Raw genomic sequence first — 14402 nt, 5'->3', positions numbered from 1 at the left:
CACTATTAATCACAAACGAACATTTGATTGCGAAAAGGAAGAGACAATGAACCGTAAAAAACGCATCGTACACGTCGTTCAAAGGTTGGCACCTGGAGGCCTAGAATGCATGGTGCTGGACTTGCTAGCTCAGAGCCCATCTAATCACGAGGTAACGGTCGTCAGTTTGGAAGGCACTAAGCAGCAAAGTCTAGCTCACTGGCCTCGCCTACAGGCACATGCTAACCAACTACTATTTTTAGACAAACCATCCGGTTTAACTCCAAGCCTGTTCTGGACGTTAACCAAGCTGTTTCGTTTGATTAGACCGGATGTTGTCCATAGTCACCATATCGGTCCATTGTTATATGCAGGCTCTAGTGCTGGCTTTGCCAAGGTACCGGTTAGAATTCATACCGAGCATGATGGCTGGCACTTGAACAATACAAAACATCAAAAAATACAATCACTGGCGCTCAAGCTGGCTAAGCCAATTTTGGTGGCGGACGCTGACCAAGTAAAACATCAGTTAATGCGTACCTTTAACGTTCCTCATGTCGAAGTGATTAAAAACGGCATTGATTGCGACAAATTCCAACCCAACGCACAAGCACCTGCTCGTCAAAAGCTTTCACTGCCACAAAGCGTCACCTTAATTGGTAGCGCTGGCCGATTAGAATCTGTCAAAGGTCACGACCAACTGATCACTGCACTGCGTTTTTGCCACCGTGATATTCACCTTGCCATCGCTGGCATCGGCAGCCAAGACCAAGCACTTAAAGACCTAGCGGTAAAACTCAATGTCAGTGATCGTGTCCATTTTCTTGGATTGGTCGATGACATGCCAAGCTTTTATCAAAGCTTAAATCTGTTCTGTTTGCCTTCTCGCCATGAAGGGCTGCCCCTTGCTCCGCTAGAAGCGCAAGCCTGCAACACACCGACGCTCGTGACCAATGTTGGAGCCAGCGCTGAAACCATCTGTCCTATTTCTGGCCGAGCCGTTCGTCAAGGCAGCGCCATTGCTCTCTCGAAAGGGATCGAGTCGATGTTAAAACGCTACTGTATTCAGTCGCCAAGAGATTTTGTCGTCGCTAATAACTCATTGCTCAAAATGAGCAATGGCTACAACGCACTATTACAAGGAGCTTAATCATGTTGGATTGGATTTTAATGTCACTGTGTCTAACCTGCGGCTCTCTGGTCGTATACCACCATGTGGGCTATCCATTGTGGCTAAAATGGTACGCAAAGAATCATCGACCGAAGCAAACGCAATTCACGCCAAGACAGTTTTTGGGCGGCAAACGAGATCGCAATTTGCCATCCATCACCGTACTCGTACCAGCCTATAATGAAGAGCGCTGGATTGCTGACAAGATCCGTAATCTTGCCAGCCTTGACTACCCGAGAAACAAGTTAGAAATTCGAATCCTGTGCGATGGCTGTCACGACGAAACTGCACAAATCGCTCGCAATACCATTCAAGAACCGATTTGTGAAGACACTCTGTTTCGTATCGAGGAGTTTGAAGGCAACCGAGGAAAAGTCGCCGTCATTAATCATGCCATGATAAGTGTTCAGTCTGATATCACGGCACTAAGCGACGTATCTGCCTTGATATCTATCGACGCTCTATTAATTGCCGCAGCACACTTTTGCAGCCCAACCACAGGCGTCGTTAACGCCACTTATCAACTGCTTGACCAGTCTAATGCTGCTGAGTCCAAATATTGGCAATACCAGAGTCAGTTAAAGCTTGATGAGACAACGTTAGGTTCATCGTTAGGTTCACACGGTGCTTTCTATTTGTTTAGAACACATCTGTTCCAACCCTTACCTAGCAATACCATCAACGATGACTTCATCTTACCGATGACCATAGTTAAACAGGGATTTGTCGCCGATTACGAACCCAATATGGTGGCATTGGAACAAGAACCCACCAGCGAAGAAGCTGACTTTAAACGACGTTTGAGAATATCAGCGGGTAACATGCAGCAAGCCATTGAACTTGCAAGTTTGTTTTTGCCTAAACACCGCGGAATCGCTTTAGCATTTATCTCTGGGAAAGGGCTACGCCTAGCAACCCCATATTTGATGATTTGCTGCCTGGTGTTGAGCATCTCTCTGAGCCATTACGAACTGTTTGCAGCACTACTTGGATTGCAATTAGCTGCGTACGCCATTGGCGTGATGGCTTGGTGGCAACCAACACTCTTCAAGCACACGATTTGTCGTTACCTTAGCTACCTCATCGCAGGCCATACCGCCAACCTAATTGGCGGGCTGAGATACCTTTTAGGCATGGAATCCGGACGCTGGAACCGCGTCAACGAATAACCCGTCATATCGACTTCAAGGAGCAATATTATGAGCATTATTACTATCGCAAAACGCACATTCGACCTAATTGGCGCATTGGCTGGGCTACTATTAACACTTCCTGTTTGGCCTATGGTAGCCCTTGCAATTGTCGTAACATCCAAGGGGCCTGTTTTTTATCGCCAGCTTCGCGTCGGTAAATCAACCCCAGAAAAAATGGCACTGTTTGAAATCATCAAATTTCGCACCATGTATATTGATGCCGAAAGCAAAAGCGGCGCTGTGTGGGCGACTGAAAACGATCCTCGCATCACGCCTGTCGGTCGCTTCCTGCGCAAAACCCGCTTAGACGAATTGCCACAATTGATTAACGTGTTGGTGGGAGACATGTCGTTGATTGGTCCTCGCCCTGAACGTCCGGGGTTCTATCAAAAACTGGAGAATGCTATCCCATTTTTTGCCGAGAGAACCTACGGCGTGCTTCCGGGGATCACAGGTCTTGCACAAGTCAACCAAGGCTACGACACATGCATTGAAGATGTGCGCTCAAAAGTAGGTTTCGATCACAGTTACGCCCTTTCAATCCGTTCTTTATCGAGTTGGTTTGCAACCGATATGCAGATTTTATTTAAGACTTTGTGGGTGATGGTAGACGGCAGAGGCCGATAATATGTCGGCCCATCGAGTTCATTTCCGTTGTGGGGTTAACTTGGCTTTACTTAATACCATTGCAAGTTAACCCTGCTTTGAGCGCAGAAAAAACCAATAAGTTAGACTTGTGGCTAACCCCATAATCAACATGTTTTGCAAGGCAACTTCAAACATCATTATTGCTCCAAGCAAGTTGAATGCATGCATCGCTTCTAGCTGATAGCCCCCTAGGTGGAACATGAGCAATAACCAAGGCAGTGATCCGCACAAAAACACCAATAAGCTATAGCCAACCCCAGCCAAAAATGAGCATAACAGTGATTGGCGAGTCAATCGGCTCATAATATAAGCGGCCGCAAAACCCACCACGAACTGCACCCCGTACAGCTCTCGAATGAAGTTAAAGCCACCTTTAAACAACAGCTCTTGAAAAATCCACGTAAGAACTAAGTATAGGGTATTCAAAGCTAAAGCCCACAAGACAAAGTGCTTCGGCTTATCCAGATCTATCTGCATTTTAATATCCTCCCTAGCGATGTAGTGACTCTACGTCGGTTCAAATAATCCCATGTCAAATCTATGTAGAATTATTGCTTCGCTCATAAGAAGGTCAGCAAATATTTTTGCAAAATAACCTTATCAACACATATTTTTTATATTTTACATTGAACCATCTCTAGTTTCTTATACAATGTTGGCTCCTGTTATCCAACATAGTGAAAAGAACCATGATCGAAAGAATGGAAACTAAGCAGCGCATGAGCCGCATTGTTAAGCACAACGGTACTATCTACCTTTGTGGTCAAGTTTGTGCAGATGCTGAGCAAGGCATCACTGAGCAAACTCAAACAATGCTAGACAAAGTTGAAGCGCTTCTTGAGCAAGCAGGCAGTGATAAAGAGCACATGCTTTCTGCAACTATCTACATCAAAGACATGAAAGATTTCGCAGAAATGAACGCAGTATGGGACGCATGGGTTCCAGCTGGCCACGCTCCAGCACGCGCATGTGTTGAAGCAAGCATGGCTCGCGAAGCTCTACTTGTAGAAATTTCTGTTGTTGCAGCAGAGAAATAATTTCTAAAAAAACGCCGAAGCTCAGCTTCGGCGTTTTTTTTCTTATCAATCGGTTAACTTAGCTTACGTTATTATCATATTCCGCTTCTAGTTGGGCTGCTTTTTGCGCCGCTGGCTTTGCATGCAAATCCGTCAAATATCGTTGAAGTGCCGGATACTCTCCCAATAGGCCTAACCCAGCCGCCATTTCGATTACAAACGACAACAATATGTCCGCTGCCGTAAATTGTTCTCCCACCAACCATTGATTGTCGCTTAAGTGTGTATTCAAGTATCCCAATATGTTGGCCAGCTCTTGCTTGGTATAGCCGTCTAGAAACCGAGTTTCGCATCCATCTACCTTGAGAAAATAGTGCATCAAATGGGGCAAAGCCGCTGAGCTCTCAGCAAAGTGCAACCACTGTAGGTACTCACGATATTTAAATGAGTCTTTCTCTGGCACCAAGGTATCGGCAGCATAGCGTTGTGCAAGGTACTCAATGATGGCACCAGACTCAGCCAGCACATGACCGTCTTGTTCAATCACTGGTGATTTTCCCAACGGGTGAATCGCTTTTAGCTCTGGTGGGGCAAGGTTGGTTTGAGCGTCTCTTTGATAGGCGGTGATCTCGTAAGGAACTTGAAGTTCCTCGAGCAACCAGATAATACGTTTTGAACGAGATTTATTGAGGTGGTGTAGCTTAATCATTTCACTATCCTTGTTCACAAACCCAAACTATTGAGTCATAACCATAAATATTAGAGTAAAAGCACTACATTTCTACGCCATACTCACTGCAAATACAACTGTTTGATACAACAGCTTTTATAAATGGCTATCAGCACACATCTACGGCTTAGATATCACTAAAACTCAATAACTGCCTAGACGTCAGCGACGCTATGTAGTATCAGGTGTAGTTATAACAATAATATCCACTTACTACGCTAGCCACCGGAAAACGAATTCAATTAGGAAGTGCTGGGATGCGTCTGTCCATCTTTACCAAACTGTTTAGCTCATTTTTGTTAGTCAGTGTTTTACTGTTTGCTGCGAGCGCACTGCTCATTAACGGTAGCCTCAAACAGGGGTTACAAGATTACCTTAACCAACAAGAGCTAGAGAAAGTACAATCTCTAGCAACGCGTACAGAAAAAGCTTACGTCCAACACGGCGGTTGGGATCGAATTATTCGAAACCCTAAGATTTGGGCGGAGATCATGTTCGAGATTGGAGAAATTCCACCTAAGACACGTGACATGCTGCACAAGTTTGCTCCGGCTCGGATAGATGACTTGCCTAGAGGAGAGCTTCCTCGTCCACCTCGTGGCGTAATGCAGCCTACCTCTCCTTTATTTCAACGACTTAACTTGCTTGATGCCAACAAAGAGATCCTTCTTGGTGCGAGAGAAAACATCCTGCGCCCTGCGCCCAATACCAAAATGGAGTTTATTGCTATAAAGGTTGAGGGGGAAACTGTTGGCTGGATTGCGGTGCAACAACACCAATTTATTGCCGAACCACTTGCAGACAGTTTTGTCGAACACCAAATGCAACAAGTCTATTTGATTCTTGCGGCGGGTACATTCATCTCGTTGGTTATCGCCTTAATTCTCGTGCGGACTTGGTTAACACCGATGAAAGCTTTGCGTGACGGTACAAGAAAGCTAACAAAAGGTGAACTTTCTTACCGGATCACCACTCGTAGTAATGATGAGTTTGACCACCTAGTTGAAGCATTCAACCAACTCGGCGAATCTTTGCAGCAGCAGAAACAACTTAGAGAGCAATGGCTGGGCGATATTGCCCATGAACTTAGAACGCCTCTGGCGGTACTACGTAGCGAAATTGAAGCAATTCAGGACGGTATCCGTGCGCCAAGTGCTGAATATATCGATTCGCTCCATGCTCAAACGCTAAATCTGACGAAATTGGTAGGAGATCTGAACACCCTTGCTCAAAGCGAACATGGCAGCTTGTATCTAACCGACGAGTCTTTGGATTATTCTGCGCTTGCGAATGAAACCGTTAAACGCTATCAAACCCGTTACCAAGACAAAGGGTTGACGCTGCGCAGCAATGTGACTAGTGGCATCGTTGCCAATGGTGACAGTAAAGCGATGAGTCAACTCTTGAACAATGTATTAGAGAACAGCTATCGATACACCGACGAACAAGGACAAGTTCACTTCAACCTACATTCGAGCGAAAAGCTGATTACGATTGAAGTTAAAGACAGTGCGCCTGCGGTCGCCAAAGCCCATCAGTCCAAACTCTTTGAGCGGCTATATCGAGTGGATAAATCCCGAAGTCGCACCGAAGGAGGCTCAGGGTTAGGGCTTGCGATCTGCAAGAACATTGTTAAAGCCCATGGCGGTACAATCTCCGCACAGGACTCTGAGTTGGGAGGGTTGAGCATCACAATCATCCTACCGGCTCAAACCAGCATTTAAGGATCACGTAGAAAATAGGACTACGAAGAGATAAAGGAAGACCCAGTGACACAAACTATTCTAGTGATTGAAGACGAGCCCTCTCTTGGAAGCGTAATGCAAGAATACTTGCAGCACGCAGGGTTCAATAGCCACTTAATCGATGACGGTGCAGACGCTATTCCATGGTTAAGAACCAACACTCCAGATCTTATCCTGCTCGATCTAATGCTGCCCAATCGAGATGGTCTCGATATTTTTCGAGAATTGAGAACCTTTAGTGAGATCCCCGTCATCATGGCAACGGCCAAAGTGGAAGAAATTGACCGTTTGCTCGGATTGGAGCTTGGGGCGGATGACTATATCTGCAAACCCTACAGTCCACGAGAAGTTATCGCTCGTATCAAAAATGTATTACGCCGCTCGCAAAAAGCGACGGCACCAAGATTCAAACATGGATTAGAACTCGATCAGCAAGCCATGATTTGTAAGCTCAATGGTAACGAGTTAACCCTCACTCCCGCTGAATTTCGTCTGCTCAATCATTTGTTTGACCACCAAGGTCGAATATTCTCACGTGACCAGCTGATCGATTGTATCTACGATGATCACCGTGTCGTATCTGATCGAACTATCGATAGCCATATCAAAAACTTACGCAAGAAAATGCAAAAAGTTGATCCTGAAAGTGACTACATTAAGTCCATCTACAGCGTTGGGTACAAAATGGAGCTTCCCCTCGCCTAGTATTGTACTTAGTGATGGAGAGAAACCACATTCTCTCCATATTTGCTTCGAAATTGGTTTTTAGGCTTAACCTATACCAATAAGGGGAAAGCATAATGAAGACCTTTACTCGCAAGCACCAGTTCACCATTGCCATTTTGTCGGCTCTTGCGGCAATGCAAGCACAAGCCAACACTTTAACCTACCCGATTGTTGATACTAACCAGAGAACTTGTATTGGCCTCAATGACGTACTCGCCAGCTGTCCCACCAAAGGTGAACAGACCTACGGGCAAGATGCGCAGTATCAAGGTTTTCAGCCGAGCTATTACAACAACCTCGACGGTACGATAACAGATAATGTCACTGGCCTGATGTGGCGTAACTCTACCGATACCAATGGCGATGGTGTTATCAACGTTCATGACAAGATGACCTACGAGCAAGCTCTAGCGTATGTTGCGAGCCTTAAAACATCGGGTTATTCCGACTGGCGTCTGCCTACGATTAAAGAGCTTTACTCGCTTATCTTGTTTGATGGTCAGGACCCAAGCGGAGTGAAAGAAGGCTCCTACAATCTCACTCCTTTCATTCATATCGATTACTTTGATTTTAACAGCGGCGATATGGAAGCCGGAGAGCGCTTAATTGATAGCCAGTATGCAACGTCCACTAAGTATGTATCGACCACCATGAAAGGGGATGAAACCATGTTTGGTGTTAACTTCATTGACGGCCGAATCAAAGGTTACGGGCTAACTTCACCACGTGGTGATGAAAAAACCTTCTACGTTATGCCAGTGCGAGGAAACACCGATTATGGCATCAATAAGTTTGTAGCCAACAGCAATGACACGATTACCGACCACGCCACAGGACTTACTTGGCAACAAAGCGACAGTGCTAAAGCCATGGATTTCCCAACCGCTTTAGCTTTTTGTGAAAACTTAACCTTGGCGGGCAGTGACGCGTGGCGCTTACCAAACGTGAAAGAACTTCAATCGATCGTCGATTATAGCCGTTCACCAGATACAACTGATAGCGCAGCGATTGATCCTCTCTTCAACGCCACGGCTATCACCAACGAGGCGGGCAACAAGGATTACGCTAACTACTGGAGCAGTACTACCCATCTCAACACTCAGAACGCCAAAGCGGGAGCTTATGTCTCATTTGGTCGTTCCATGGGCAAAATGAAAGGTACTTGGCTTGATGTCCATGGTGCAGGTGCTCAGCGAAGTGATGACAAGGTTGGTGATGCAAGTCGTTACCCAGACGGCAAAGGGCCGCAAGGTGATTCGATTCGAATCGACAACATGGTGCGCTGCGTGACAGATAACCACAGTCAATGGGTTGAGAGCCCACAAGGCGAATCCCGCACCCAGTTTGTCGCCACCATCACCAATACCTCTGAACAAGGGGCGATGAGAAGCAAACCTAACCAAACAAATAACAATCGCACCCGACCTGAAGGCGATATGAAAGACCCTAGAGGTGGCAGAAACCCAATGACGGACCTTGACCGCAACAACGATGGCAAACTTTCTCGTCAAGAAGTGAGAGGGCCATTGGCGCAAGACTTTGATAGGTTAGATAGAAATGGGGATGGCTACCTCACTGAAGATGAGATACCTGCCCCACCATCACGGTAAAAATTGAAGGTCTCAAGCTTAGCTTGGGGCCTTTTGCGATAAAACTGGTGGAAAGATCTCAGTTTCATCGCTAGAGACTTGCTAACTCATCGTACCACGCCAAAAATGAAATTAACATTTTCGCAACAAATAAGGATAAAGGATGCGAACTCTAGAAGATTGGCTAGCGGCTTACGCCGAAAGCCATCAAAACAAAACCAATGTAATGATCCATAAAGTCGCAGTGCCGGGCATTTACTTATCTATTGTTGGACTACTTTGGTGTCTGCCCCAACTTAATGTGTTCGAGACGACTATCAACTGGGTATACATAGTGCTCGCCTTCGCATTGGCGTTTTATGCTCGGCTATCGATTCCAATCATGTTAATCATGGCAGCCTTTAGTTTGGTGTGTATCGGATTGGTAGCAATTGTAGAGAGCAATGGCAAACCACTATTGGAATACTCTATCGGTTTATTCGTTGTTTTATGGATAATGCAGTTTGTTGGCCACAAGATAGAAGGCAAAAAACCCTCCTTCTTCGATGACATCCAATTTCTATTAATAGGTCCTATCTGGGTATTCAAGAGCTATCGAGCTAGAAAGCTCGCCTGACATAGAGCTAACAAAACAGTGTTCAAAATAACAATACGATGACATTGAACAATTCGCTAGGTATTACATTAAACCTCAGTTAAGCAAACGTTCACCTTACTGAGGTTTAAAATGAAAAAACTAGCAATCGCAGCCGCTCTTCTTACTTCTCTAAACGCATTTGCGGCAGAAGAAAAATCAGATTTCGATTTCGCATTCCTAGGCGGTTACGATACAGCTAACGGTAGCGCTATCGCGCTTGAAGCTGGCTACAAGCAATTTATCGTGGGTGTACAAGGTTACAACACTCTAACTGAATCTAACCCACACGTTGAAGAACTTCCTGAGTTAGGTTATGTTGCCACTGAGCAAAAAGACTACTCTATCTATGGTGGTTACCGTCTAGATAATGGCATCGCATTTAAAGCAGGTGCTACCATGTCTAATGTAGATGCAGGCACTACCCTTAATCTTCCTCTCCTTGGCAACAAATCAGCGAAAGGTGACAACTCTGTTGTACGTCCATTTGTTGGCCTAGGCTACGATGTAACAGATAACTGGAATGTTAACCTGCACTACACTTTTGCTGCTAAACAAGATGTGAAAATGATGGACGGTGATATGCATATCTCTGATATGGATATTGAACACAAGTACCAGCAGAACGTATCTTTGATGGTTGGTTACCGCTTCTAATCAGTAGTTTCTACATCTAATCAAAAAAGGCGCTTCGTGCGCCTTTTTTAGTATTAATAAAATATCAAACAACCTCCCAAGTATGGGTCATTTCAACCCCTCCTCCGAGCATCAAACAGACTGAACAGTACTTTTCTAGTGAATCTTTAGCCGCTTTTGCAACCAATTCTGAATCCAGATCCTGCCCACTCACTTCAAAGTGGATATTTATCGCAGTAAATATTCTTGGTGCGGTTTCACGGCGTTCTGTGGTCAGCTTCGCTACGCAGCCGGTCACTTGTTGGCCTTGATCTTTCAGCCCTGCCACAACATCGACCGAGCTACAGCCGCCTGCGGCCATCAATACCATTTCCATTGGACTCGGCGCACTATCACCGCCCTTGCCGTCCATCACAATTGAATGACCCGATTGAGACGTACCTAAAAATTTAAGACCATCTACCCAACTTACTTCTGCTTGCATCTTATTTCCTTACAACAATTGCGGCCCTGAGTGGTTGTCACCCAATTCATCTTCAGGGTTATACAACGCACAGCTATCAAGTGACAAGCACCCACAGCCAATACAATTACTTAGCTTACTTTGTAGCGCTTCAATTTTGGCAATGCGCTGCTCTAACAGTGTCTGCCATCCTCGGCTCATTTTTTCCCACTCAGCTTTGCTGGGCGCTTGATGTTTAGGCAAATGCGCCATCGCTTGGGCGATCTCTTCAAGCGTCAGGCCAACTTGTTGCGCCGCCTTAATTACTGCGATCCTTCTCAGAACACCACGATGGTAACGGCGCTGATTACCCGAATTTCGCCAACTGGAAATCAACTCTTTCTGTTCATAAAAATGCAGTGCAGAGACTTTTACCCCTGAACGCTTCGCTACTTCACCCACACTGAGATCCATCTCAACACCCCCTCCTATGCGTTAAAAAAGTGCTTTACCTCAACTTAACTTGAGGTTTTAGAGTAGCAACTAACAACGCAGGAGGCGAATTTATGTTCAAAAAAACCATACCCTACTTATCAGGATTCTTTTTCGATGGCATCAGCTCGGGTTTATTTATGATGGCGCTACCTTGGGTGATGCTCAAACAGGGTGATATGGGCGCATTTGTCGCTCTAGTGGCCCTCACATGTACTGGCCTGTCGTTTGTGTCCACCCCGTTTTTTGCCACTCTGATCGACCGCCAGTCTCGTAAGAAGGTACTTATCGGTGTTCAAATCGCACAGGTGATCACCGCCTTTACCGTTTTAATAATGTTTAGCTTTGAATTAGGCAACGTATGGATGCTAGCGCTCGCTCAAATCATTTTTTGGGTCACCAATAACATCGCATGGAGTGCCAATAGCGCATTTACCCAAGAAAACTATGAGCCACATGAGTATGCCAAAATTGCCAGTTACCAAGAACTTGTAATGCAAGGCACAACCCTTGGTGCTGGGGCATTAGGTGTGATTTTGCTTGAGTTGTGGGGAATGCAACAGTTCGCACTGTTTGCGGTTGTAGCGTCAAGCCTTTCTACCCTCTGCTACCTAGTAACGCCATACCGACGCAAAGTTAGAAAGAGCAAACGAGTGCCGTTCCTCAAACAACTCAGTGACAGTAAGCAGATATTCAGTGGTAAACCGCAGTTTTTTACTTTTATATTTCTCTCGTGTCTTGGCTACCCAGTAGTGACCTATCTAGGCAAGCTGGTCCCGATTTGGTTTGCTGAAAACAACGTACCAGGAGATTTTTTAGCAGCCTACAGCATGGCCTTTGGTATTGGGTCCCTTGTTACAGGTGTGTTTGTCGCAAGGCTATTAGCCGCCTACTCACAATGGAAGTTGATGCTTGGCAGCATGTTTGTTCTCAGCACCGTTCTGTTTGCCATGTCTGCACTGCTCTCACCAATTTACATTGTATTGCTAACGCTAGTATTTGGCTTCTTCAATGCCCTCAATCGAATCGCTCGAACCAATCTACTCCACCACAGCGTGGCGATTGAAGAGCGTGGTCGCATCGACGGTGGTTTGGCGATGTTTTCTACTCTAGTCCAAAGCCTAAGCTACACCTTGATTGCCTTTTTGGCCCACTACCAACTGACCGACTATGGATTCATCGCCATTGCAGTCACCGTTCTAATCGCAACTTTAACCATGTGGCTAGTAAGCCAACGCTCGTCAAAAGCTCTCAACTTGGCAATTGAGACCTAATTGTTACCCAAATTGCACAATTAAAAGCCTTACAAATAACAATTTACAAACTGTCATTTGACTTACAGGTGTACGCTGATACTCTAGCGCACACTTGTAAGCTCAAAGGACTCATAATCATGGTTTCGCAAACCAAGCCACCTCTGATATGGCTCAACGTTTTTATCTTTAGTTTTAGTATGTTACTGGCCGTTGTTGCGGCACCTTGGTATGGCTTGACCCAAGGCTATTCCGTCTGGCACTGGGTGTGGCTAGTGATCACCTTCTCATTTTGTAACTTATCTATTACCGCTGGCTACCACCGTCTTTGGTCACACAAAGCTTTTCAAGCTCACTCTAGCTTAAGATTTATTTTTGGGCTTGGTGGCGCTTTTGCCCTTCAAAATAGTGCCTTGCATTGGTCTTCTGACCATCGTGTTCACCATAAGCACGTGGACAACAATGACAAAGATCCGTACTCCGCTAAGCGAGGTTTTTGGTTTTCGCACATGGGTTGGATGCTTCGCCACTACAACAAAGCTACTTATTCTGACTACGGTAACTGCCGCGACTTACAAAAAGACAAAATTGTTATGTGGCAGCACAAATACTATGTCCCATTGGCAATATTGATGAACTTGGGTGTTCCGCTACTGCTCGGAATCATCTATCAGGACATTATTGGAATGCTGCTTATGGTAGGTGCAGTGCGCTTAGTACTTAACCACCACACAACTTTCTTTATCAACTCGCTCGCACATATCTGGGGATCTCAGCCTTACACGGACAAAAACACGGCACGTGATAACGGTATCTTGGCGTTCTTCACCTTTGGAGAGGGCTACCATAACTATCATCATATTTTTGAGAATGATTACCGCAACGGTATCTACTGGTGGCAGTACGATCCAACCAAATGGTTAATTAAAAGCTGTGAGTTTTTAGGTCTTGCCAGCAAGCTAAGAAAACCTACCCAACTCAAAATAGAAAAAGCGCGCGCACAAATGAGCCTCAAGAAAGCGCAAGACAACCTCACCAAGCTACAAAATGCTCAGCAGTTTAGTGATAAATTACAACTGGAGTTCGACGCACTGGTTGCACAGATGACCGAATACTATGAGCTCAAGAAACAGCTGCTAGAATCCAAGCGCGAAAACTTGGCAAGAAAGTATGAATACTCGGTGTTGAAGCTAAGATGCGAACAGATCAAGGTAGGACTAGATACTCAGCGAAATCAGTGGGAACAAACCATTGCTGAAGTCAAAATCGCCACTCAAGCGAAGCTGACTTAGGTTCTAAAAAGGGTGTTGAGCCAGTATGGCCAACACCCTTCAAATGTAATCTATTACTTGTTCTGATAGACTTCATTTACCGCTTTCTCAACCACATTCTCACGTTTTATTACGATCAACATCAGCCGTAATTTAGGCTCTAAATCCTCATGTTTTTTGTGAAGATACATATACAGAGGAACCCGCTCTAGCACACCTGCTTGGCGGACAGCCTGTTGGTCATGTGGGGTAAACTGTTGTAGTGCAGACGTGACATTAATTTTGGAATCAACATAAATATCGGTTCGACCGAGTAACAGTTTTTTAATCCCTTGGTCTGCCGTATTCACAACAGATAGCTGTTTAGGGTTAACTAGATTAGGCAGGTTCAACTCTGGTACATTCGCCCCTCTTCGATAGTTCACTCGATAAGGCGTATCTTGCAAACTCTTCCAGCCATTTAACCCACTAATTGCCTCCCCCTTGACGAAAGCAGCCAGTGTAGCGATATAAAGTGGCTCTCTGACTCTTACCACATTGGATTCTGAATTTTCATACTGCAAACTTCGCCCAGTTTCACCATCATATTTGCCGGTGGAAATATCCATGGCACCTCGTTTGAGTGGACGATAAATAAATTCAATATCCATATCCAAACGGTCAAACAACTTACGGTAAATCTTGGTGACCACCTGATACACTTCGGTGTGCTCTGGGTAACTGATCAACATCTTAAATGGCTCTGTTTGCAGATTTCCGTCTTCCTGCTGTGTCTGGGCACTAACTGTCAGCACCACAGAAGATAGCAGCAATAAAAGCGATAGCTTCATCAGTTGCGAGCAAATATAAAAGGTTCTCATCCAATCACTTATCCAGC

16 protein-coding genes are annotated in these 14402 nt (G+C 45.3%); 11 read left to right on the top strand and 5 right to left on the bottom strand.

Features of this window, described 5'->3' with window-relative positions; all coding sequences use genetic code 11:
* The first annotated feature begins 46 nt into the window (after positions 1-46).
* From J4N39_RS16495 to J4N39_RS16485, 3 genes are read left to right on the top strand one after another with little or no spacing between them, the layout of a single operon-like run.
* On the top strand, positions 47-1129 hold the full coding sequence (locus tag J4N39_RS16495; protein ID WP_252025947.1) for a glycosyltransferase: 1083 nt from the start codon (positions 47-49) through the stop codon (positions 1127-1129).
* 2 nt (positions 1130-1131) lie between these two features.
* Positions 1132-2319, top strand: a complete 1188-nt coding sequence (locus tag J4N39_RS16490) for a glycosyltransferase family 2 protein (protein WP_252025946.1) — start codon at positions 1132-1134, stop codon at positions 2317-2319.
* A gap of 30 nt (positions 2320-2349) precedes the next feature.
* Positions 2350-2970 (top strand): sugar transferase, encoded by a 621-nt coding sequence (locus tag J4N39_RS16485; RefSeq protein ID WP_252025944.1) that lies wholly within the window; start codon positions 2350-2352, stop codon positions 2968-2970.
* A gap of 66 nt (positions 2971-3036) precedes the next feature.
* Here J4N39_RS16485 and J4N39_RS16480 read toward each other — a convergent pair whose 3' ends face one another.
* The gene (locus tag J4N39_RS16480) at positions 3037-3468 is read right to left on the bottom strand and encodes a hypothetical protein (RefSeq protein ID WP_252025942.1); all 432 of its coding nucleotides are present in this window, start codon (positions 3466-3468) and stop codon (positions 3037-3039) included.
* Between the two features lie 212 nt (positions 3469-3680).
* Here J4N39_RS16480 and J4N39_RS16475 point away from each other — a divergent pair, with 212 nt between their 5' ends.
* Positions 3681-4028 (top strand): RidA family protein, encoded by a 348-nt coding sequence (locus J4N39_RS16475; protein ID WP_252025940.1) that lies wholly within the window; start codon positions 3681-3683, stop codon positions 4026-4028.
* Between the two features lie 58 nt (positions 4029-4086).
* Here J4N39_RS16475 and J4N39_RS16470 read toward each other — a convergent pair whose 3' ends face one another.
* Complete coding sequence (locus J4N39_RS16470) at positions 4087-4716, bottom strand: glutathione S-transferase family protein (RefSeq protein WP_252025938.1); 630 nt, start codon at positions 4714-4716, stop codon at positions 4087-4089.
* Between the two features lie 278 nt (positions 4717-4994).
* Here J4N39_RS16470 and J4N39_RS16465 point away from each other — a divergent pair, with 278 nt between their 5' ends.
* The 5 genes from J4N39_RS16465 (at position 4995) to J4N39_RS16445 (ending at position 10088) form a co-directional block, all read left to right on the top strand.
* Positions 4995-6461: an ATP-binding protein gene (locus J4N39_RS16465; RefSeq protein ID WP_252025936.1), complete on the top strand. Its 1467-nt coding sequence runs from the start codon at positions 4995-4997 to the stop codon at positions 6459-6461.
* Positions 6462-6557: 96 nt separating this feature from the next.
* A complete protein-coding gene (locus J4N39_RS16460) occupies positions 6558-7187 on the top strand; it encodes a winged helix-turn-helix domain-containing protein (RefSeq protein ID WP_353505631.1) in 630 nt (209 codons plus the stop codon).
* 95 nt (positions 7188-7282) lie between these two features.
* The gene (locus J4N39_RS16455) at positions 7283-8818 is read left to right on the top strand and encodes an Lcl domain-containing protein (RefSeq protein ID WP_252025932.1); all 1536 of its coding nucleotides are present in this window, start codon (positions 7283-7285) and stop codon (positions 8816-8818) included.
* A gap of 142 nt (positions 8819-8960) precedes the next feature.
* Positions 8961-9413, top strand: coding sequence for an Mpo1 family 2-hydroxy fatty acid dioxygenase (locus J4N39_RS16450; protein WP_252025930.1), 453 nt, complete (start codon positions 8961-8963; stop codon positions 9411-9413).
* Positions 9414-9524: 111 nt separating this feature from the next.
* The gene (locus J4N39_RS16445; protein ID WP_252025928.1) at positions 9525-10088 is read left to right on the top strand and encodes a putative outer membrane beta-barrel protein; all 564 of its coding nucleotides are present in this window, start codon (positions 9525-9527) and stop codon (positions 10086-10088) included.
* Positions 10089-10152: 64 nt separating this feature from the next.
* Here J4N39_RS16445 and J4N39_RS16440 read toward each other — a convergent pair whose 3' ends face one another.
* Positions 10153-10551 carry an OsmC family protein gene (locus J4N39_RS16440; protein ID WP_252025926.1) on the bottom strand — a complete coding sequence of 133 codons (399 nt, stop codon included), beginning with the start codon at positions 10549-10551 and terminating at the stop codon, positions 10153-10155.
* A gap of 9 nt (positions 10552-10560) precedes the next feature.
* Positions 10561-10983 carry a redox-sensitive transcriptional activator SoxR gene (soxR, locus tag J4N39_RS16435; RefSeq protein ID WP_252025923.1) on the bottom strand — a complete coding sequence of 141 codons (423 nt, stop codon included), beginning with the start codon at positions 10981-10983 and terminating at the stop codon, positions 10561-10563.
* A 92-nt stretch (positions 10984-11075) separates the two neighbouring features.
* Here soxR and J4N39_RS16430 point away from each other — a divergent pair, with 92 nt between their 5' ends.
* Together J4N39_RS16430 and J4N39_RS16425 are read left to right on the top strand one after the other, a co-directional pair.
* The gene (locus J4N39_RS16430; protein WP_252025921.1) at positions 11076-12275 is read left to right on the top strand and encodes an MFS transporter; all 1200 of its coding nucleotides are present in this window, start codon (positions 11076-11078) and stop codon (positions 12273-12275) included.
* Positions 12276-12394: 119 nt separating this feature from the next.
* Positions 12395-13546: an acyl-CoA desaturase gene (locus J4N39_RS16425; RefSeq protein ID WP_252025919.1), complete on the top strand. Its 1152-nt coding sequence runs from the start codon at positions 12395-12397 to the stop codon at positions 13544-13546.
* A 53-nt stretch (positions 13547-13599) separates the two neighbouring features.
* Here J4N39_RS16425 and J4N39_RS16420 read toward each other — a convergent pair whose 3' ends face one another.
* Positions 13600-14385: a transporter substrate-binding domain-containing protein gene (locus J4N39_RS16420; RefSeq protein WP_252025917.1), complete on the bottom strand. Its 786-nt coding sequence runs from the start codon at positions 14383-14385 to the stop codon at positions 13600-13602.
* Positions 14386-14402 lie beyond the last annotated feature (17 nt).

The organism is Vibrio sp. SCSIO 43136, from assembly GCF_023716565.1.
Taxonomy (GTDB): domain Bacteria; phylum Pseudomonadota; class Gammaproteobacteria; order Enterobacterales; family Vibrionaceae; genus Vibrio.
This window is presented reverse-complemented; position numbering and strand designations above follow the sequence as displayed.

What these genes read in the sequence shown, in the direction of transcription:
- J4N39_RS16495 (WP_252025947.1), top strand. Translation starts at nt 47, where the DNA reads ATGAACCGTAAAAAACGCATCGTACACGTCGTTCAAAGGTTGGCACCT.
- J4N39_RS16490 (WP_252025946.1), top strand. Translation starts at nt 1,132, where the DNA reads ATGTTGGATTGGATTTTAATGTCACTGTGTCTAACCTGCGGCTCTCTG.
- J4N39_RS16485 (WP_252025944.1), top strand. Translation starts at nt 2,350, where the DNA reads ATGAGCATTATTACTATCGCAAAACGCACATTCGACCTAATTGGCGCA.
- J4N39_RS16480 (WP_252025942.1), bottom strand. Translation starts at nt 3,468, where the DNA reads ATGCAGATAGATCTGGATAAGCCGAAGCACTTTGTCTTGTGGGCTTTA.
- J4N39_RS16475 (WP_252025940.1), top strand. Translation starts at nt 3,681, where the DNA reads ATGATCGAAAGAATGGAAACTAAGCAGCGCATGAGCCGCATTGTTAAG.
- J4N39_RS16470 (WP_252025938.1), bottom strand. Translation starts at nt 4,716, where the DNA reads ATGATTAAGCTACACCACCTCAATAAATCTCGTTCAAAACGTATTATC.
- J4N39_RS16465 (WP_252025936.1), top strand. Translation starts at nt 4,995, where the DNA reads ATGCGTCTGTCCATCTTTACCAAACTGTTTAGCTCATTTTTGTTAGTC.
- J4N39_RS16460 (WP_353505631.1), top strand. Translation starts at nt 6,558, where the DNA reads ATGCAAGAATACTTGCAGCACGCAGGGTTCAATAGCCACTTAATCGAT.
- J4N39_RS16455 (WP_252025932.1), top strand. Translation starts at nt 7,283, where the DNA reads ATGAAGACCTTTACTCGCAAGCACCAGTTCACCATTGCCATTTTGTCG.
- J4N39_RS16450 (WP_252025930.1), top strand. Translation starts at nt 8,961, where the DNA reads ATGCGAACTCTAGAAGATTGGCTAGCGGCTTACGCCGAAAGCCATCAA.
- J4N39_RS16445 (WP_252025928.1), top strand. Translation starts at nt 9,525, where the DNA reads ATGAAAAAACTAGCAATCGCAGCCGCTCTTCTTACTTCTCTAAACGCA.
- J4N39_RS16440 (WP_252025926.1), bottom strand. Translation starts at nt 10,551, where the DNA reads ATGCAAGCAGAAGTAAGTTGGGTAGATGGTCTTAAATTTTTAGGTACG.
- soxR (WP_252025923.1), bottom strand. Translation starts at nt 10,983, where the DNA reads ATGGATCTCAGTGTGGGTGAAGTAGCGAAGCGTTCAGGGGTAAAAGTC.
- J4N39_RS16430 (WP_252025921.1), top strand. Translation starts at nt 11,076, where the DNA reads ATGTTCAAAAAAACCATACCCTACTTATCAGGATTCTTTTTCGATGGC.
- J4N39_RS16425 (WP_252025919.1), top strand. Translation starts at nt 12,395, where the DNA reads ATGGTTTCGCAAACCAAGCCACCTCTGATATGGCTCAACGTTTTTATC.
- J4N39_RS16420 (WP_252025917.1), bottom strand. Translation starts at nt 14,385, where the DNA reads ATGAGAACCTTTTATATTTGCTCGCAACTGATGAAGCTATCGCTTTTA.